The 5,102-nt window shown below is 39.1% G+C and carries 5 protein-coding genes and 1 pseudogene; all 6 read left to right on the forward strand.

The genetic code is table 11. The annotated features are described in order from the left end of the window. Positions 1-472 (forward strand): phage neck terminator protein (locus tag AWM68_RS21720; RefSeq protein ID WP_066240384.1); only part of this gene is annotated, 472 nt, incomplete at its 5' end. 13 nt (positions 473-485) lie between these two features. Next, the gene (locus tag AWM68_RS09345) at positions 486-1,469 is read left to right on the forward strand and encodes a DUF3383 family protein (protein ID WP_066240389.1); all 984 of its coding nucleotides are present in this window, start codon (positions 486-488) and stop codon (positions 1,467-1,469) included. Between the two features lie 14 nt (positions 1,470-1,483). Beyond that, a complete protein-coding gene (locus AWM68_RS09350) occupies positions 1,484-1,867 on the forward strand; it encodes a phage structural protein (protein ID WP_066240391.1) in 384 nt (127 codons plus the stop codon). An 81-nt stretch (positions 1,868-1,948) separates the two neighbouring features. Next, a complete protein-coding gene (locus AWM68_RS09355) occupies positions 1,949-2,212 on the forward strand; it encodes a hypothetical protein (protein WP_066240394.1) in 264 nt (87 codons plus the stop codon). Positions 2,213-2,261: 49 nt separating this feature from the next. Next, entirely contained in the window at positions 2,262-2,420 is a 159-nt protein-coding gene (locus tag AWM68_RS21400) for a hypothetical protein (protein WP_156488368.1), read from the forward strand. After that, positions 2,421-5,102 (forward strand): annotated as a pseudogene (locus AWM68_RS09360) (hypothetical protein); the annotation flags it as partial.

A 5,102-nucleotide genomic window follows, 5' to 3' on the forward strand; every position in this document is an offset into this window, starting at 1 on the left:
GAAAATAGAAGCGTTTAAAGAAATCATTGCTCAGATTAAAAAGGATACAAATATTCGAATCGTAAAAGGCAATACCAAAAAAGAACCTCCGCCTAAGCCATACGGAATATACAATGTATCTTCTCCATTCATTAAGGGATTAGGTCAAGGTATTTATACACGCTATTCGGAAAATGACATTAATTACGAAAAGAGAACAGAACAATATAAGTTCACTGTCTCCTTTTCTTTCTTTGCTGAAGATAACGAAACCACTATCGACCGCGCTATGAAGGTCCGTCAGTGGTTTTTATTTTTGGGCAAGGATTTTATTACTGAACTAAATCTGGCGATTGTAAGGGTTGAGAACATAGCAAACCGTACCACGTTTATAGTAGACGATTACGAATACAAGCATGGTTTTGACGTTCAGTTTCGTGCAACTGAAGAACAAATAAGAGAGTTAACAGAAACAATAGAAACAATTATTTAAGGGAGGTATGAAAATGCCATTACAAGATGTAACTGTAACCATTGATGTGGCATATCCAGCTCCGAGAATCGGGTTGGGTAGACCTGCGATTTTTGCCCAACAGGTCGGTGCTGGAACGTATAAGGAATACGCTACGCTGGAAGCATTAACTGTTGATTTTGCTTCAGGCACAGAAGCTTATAAAAAAGCGGAGGCTATTTTTAAACAACCTAACAGACCTGATTCGATTGCAGTAGCAACATATGAAACAGATATTGGTGCTGCACTAGCGCAATTTTATAATCGCGCTTGGCACTTTGCTTTAGTCGCTGGTGATGTTTCTGCTGATCAAGTGGCCGCGGCAAGTTTTATTAATGATAAGGATTTTAAATTTCTCGCGGTTCAAGTAAAAGATGACGCTGGTCGTGAAGCTGTAAAAGGGAAGAAAAGAACACTTGTTTTTGATCACAATGTGTCCGGAGAGCACTTGGATGCTGCTGCTGTAGGAAATCTAGGTTCTCTATCTGTTGGATCTATCACTTGGAAGTTCAAACAAGTCGTCGGTATTACCCCTCGCTATCTGACTGATACTGAGATTGTTGCAATCGATGAAGACTCTGCGATTGCTTATGTTGTTAAAGCCGGAAGACCACAATTGTCTGAAGGTTGGTTGTCTGATGGAGAATACATTGATGTTGTCCATGGGAAGGATTGGATTAAGGTTGACATGGAGAATGAAGTTCAAAATGTTCTAGCTCAAGCTGAAAAGTTACCGTATGACGCAAGAGGAATTAACGCGATAGAAGCTGCAGCTACTACTACTCTATTGCGTGGTTTTAATAACGGGATTATTGCTGCTAAAGAAGACAAGACTCCAGATTTTACAATATCTGCTTTAACACGAGAACAATCAGATCCTCAAGATCGATCAACACGTGTTTATAGAGGTCTACATTTTGAATTTGGACTCGCAGGGGCCATTCATGAAGCAAGAGTCACTGGCTCAATAAGAGTGTAAGGAGGGGATACAGAATGATAACTTACAATGCTAAAGATGTGACTGTAACTGTAGGCAGCCGTTTTATTACTGGCTTTGCAGAAGGGTCTATGGTTGAATGTGAAAAGGATGAAGATAATTTCAGTGCTAAGGTTTCAGCTCAGGGTGAGGTTAGTGTTGCAATAAGTAATAATCCTCTTGGAACAATTACTATTACCCTTGAACAAACTTCTCCAGACGTAAAGTACTTAAATTCATTAGCAAATTCGAAACAAGTTATACCGATTTGGGTAAAGGGACCAACTGAGAAAGCTGGCGGTACTCGGGCAATGATCAAGAAGCCGGCAGGAGTAACCTTTGCTGATGAAACAGAAGATCGAGAGTTTGAAGTTCAAGTTTTTGATTACACAGTAGAGTAATCCGAAAGGACAGGATATTTCCTGTCCTTTTTCTTATGAGGTGAAAAAATGCGAAATGCACATAAAAGGGAGATGTTGAAAATGGCTAGAAAAAGTGGAACAACAGAAACGGTAACTGTAGAAGGAATCGACTATACGCTACAACACCCAGGTGTTCGTGCTGGTGTGCAGCTCCGTGATCGCACAAAGGACATGCATGGGAACTTAGTTGAAGAAAAACTCTATAGTGAACTTATGAAATACGTAATAGTAGAGCCAAAAGTAAACTGGGATACAGTTGAAGAAATCGGTAATCAAGCATTCACTGAGCTAATGAAAGAGGCGTCTACCTTTCTTATGGGTTAAACCACTTCCGAAAGCTGTTTATCAAGAAACCGCAAGGAAGAATTGGACGATGTGGAGATTAGTTTTTGGAGAAGATACCAATATTTCTTATGAGGCAGCTTCCCAAATGGACATTCATGAATTAATGGAAGCAAACGCTGCATATGATCTTTATCTTGAAGCGAAAAAGAAGAGCATGAAATCAAAGAAAAAAGGAGGTGCTAAATAGATGGCTGATGAACATTTACGCGACACCTCGATTCTCGTTGATGTACTTACCGATGTAAACCCGTTAAAAGAAATAAATAATAGAATGAAAGAAATTACTCGAACATCTAAAATTATGGGAAATTCTTATGACGTATTATCAGATACTTCAAAGATTATGTTGAAGGAAATGAAATATGGATGGAATACACAACGAGATAGTCTCATCAAGTATCGAAACGATCTGATTGGCGCCGAATATGGGTATTACCTGTTGGCAAAAGGGGCAAAAACCTATCAGGGTAGCACCAAAAGGTTGATGAAGAGCATTGTTTCTTTAGGTTCTACACACAAGCAAGCAACGGATGCAATGTTAGTTGATGATGATCGAAAGAGAATGAGTATTTTTAAAACTATCGGTACCTATGCAAACATGACTCCTTTAGCTAAAAAGGTTGCTGATGGTTATAAAAAGCATAATCCATTCTTAACCGTTAATAATGCAGGACTTAAGTTAGTCAGTACTTTACAAACAATCGCAAACAGAGCGAACCCTGCCGCTTTAGCTTTGGAACGATTAGGCAGTAATGCAAGCACTAAAGACCTAAATGACGAGATTCAAAAAATTAATCGAGGTCTAGGTGCGATGCCAACTGTAGCAATTGGAGCCGCGATAGCTGGAGGGATTTTGTATACAGCTCTTTATAGAGCTGCTAATGGTCCAAATGTCCAAGAAGTATTTAGAAAGCAACAAGATGCTTTAAAAGAATACTCAGATGCTGTTAAAACACTTACCAGAGAAATTATGGACACATGGGGACTGTTCGAAAAGGTCCAACTGGAAAAATTAAATCCTAAAAATCTTATTAAAAACCTTCAGGGACAAGTTAACACTTTAAGGGATTGGAGCAATAACCTTAAGATATTAGCTGCTAGAGGAGTAGATGAGGGTTTAATTGCTGAGCTAAGAAAAATGGGTCCTGCCGCAGCATCAGAAGTTTCAGCCATGGTCAAGTCTTCTGATGTTGGATTAGCTGAATGGGTGTCCTTATGGAGAGAGAAAAGCACGCTTGCAAAAACTGCAGCTCTTACGGAACTTGAGAAGTTAAAAGCTGAAACTGATAAGAAGGTTCAGGATCTCCAGAAAACTTTAAAGCCTCTCGGTATTGCTACCGAAGAAATGAAAGGTTCATTAGCAAAAGCATTCCAACCAATGGTCGAGGTCTTTTCTTCAATAATGACCCCATTAGTAAAATTCATCACACATGTATCAAATCTAATTATTAAATTCAATGAGGCTCATCCTGTTATTGCGAAAATACTTCAGGGAATCGTTATGCTTGTTCCTATATTAACTTTATTACTACTTCCTCTAGGTTTAGGTATAGGGCTGATTGCAGGTTATAGAGCAGCACTATTTTATCTAATGAAACTTATTGGGCCAGTTATTACTTTTATGGCCTCAATGAGTGCTACTGTTTGGCTAGTCGCTGCAGCTCTAATAGGAATAGGATTTGCTGTGAAGTGGGCCTGGGATAATATTGACTGGTTCAGAAATAGTGTAACAGCGGCCTGGGACTGGATAAAGCAGAAAACATTAGAATTGAAAGACGAAATATCCATTGCGTGGGGTTGGCTGAAGGATAAAACAGGCGAACTTAAAGATAAATTTATTGAATTGAAAGATAATGGCATTAAATTCGTAACAGATGCTTTCTCTGATTTAAAGAAAATGATTGATGATAACAAAATTGCGATTGAGGGAGTAGCTATCACTCTTGGAGTTATTCTTGGTCCTGCATTACTTGTTACAGGTACTCAAGCAGCCATCGCTGGAGCAAGTATTGCTTTTAATTTTACTGCAAACCTTATTAAAACAGGAGTACAAGCAGGAATTGCCGCAGCTATAACCACAGGTCAATTTATTGTTTCTATGGTTAAAACGGCAGCCCAAGCAGTTATTACAGGTGCAACGATTACAGTTTCTTTGATTGGTGCGTTGATAAGATACGCTTTTCAAGGTTGGTTGGTAGTTGGTAGCATAACAGCACAAACGGCTGCATGGGTAGCACAGAGAACAGTAGCTTTGATAAGTGCCACGGCTACAGGTGTTATGACTGCAGCACAGTGGGCGTTAAATGCTGCAATATGGGCAAATCCAATAACATGGTTAATTGCTTTGATTGTGGGACTAATTGCTATTGGTGTTCTGCTTTATAAAAACTGGGATACCGTTAAAGAAATAGCACATGATTTATGGGTTAGTATCAGAACCTCATGGAGTAATCTTCAGGATTCCACAGAACGTGTCTGGTACAACATAAAAGTTGCTGTATTTAATTCAATTAACGGTGTTATCGAAAAGATAAATGAAATGATTGGAACTATCAACAAGATACCTGGTGTTCAAATCCCTATCGTTCCAAAAATTTCGAATCCAAAAATGCCGAAGTCAATGGTTATAAACGATTATCAAAGAGTCGGGGGCGCTCAACAACACATGGACGGCAGCCATAAAAATGGATTAGATAGAGTTCCATTTGACGGGTATAGAGCTTTATTGCATAAAAATGAAGCAGTATTAACAGCTGAAGAAGCAAATATGTATCGTTCAGGTTCGTTTGGAGAGGAGCAATCATACACTGCAGAATCTTCAGAAACAACGTATAACACTAGCTCGGATCGCTCAATTGTGTTCGCTCCT

Source organism: Fictibacillus phosphorivorans, assembly GCF_001619875.1.
Classification (GTDB): Bacteria; Bacillota; Bacilli; order Bacillales; family Fictibacillaceae; genus Fictibacillus; species Fictibacillus phosphorivorans_B.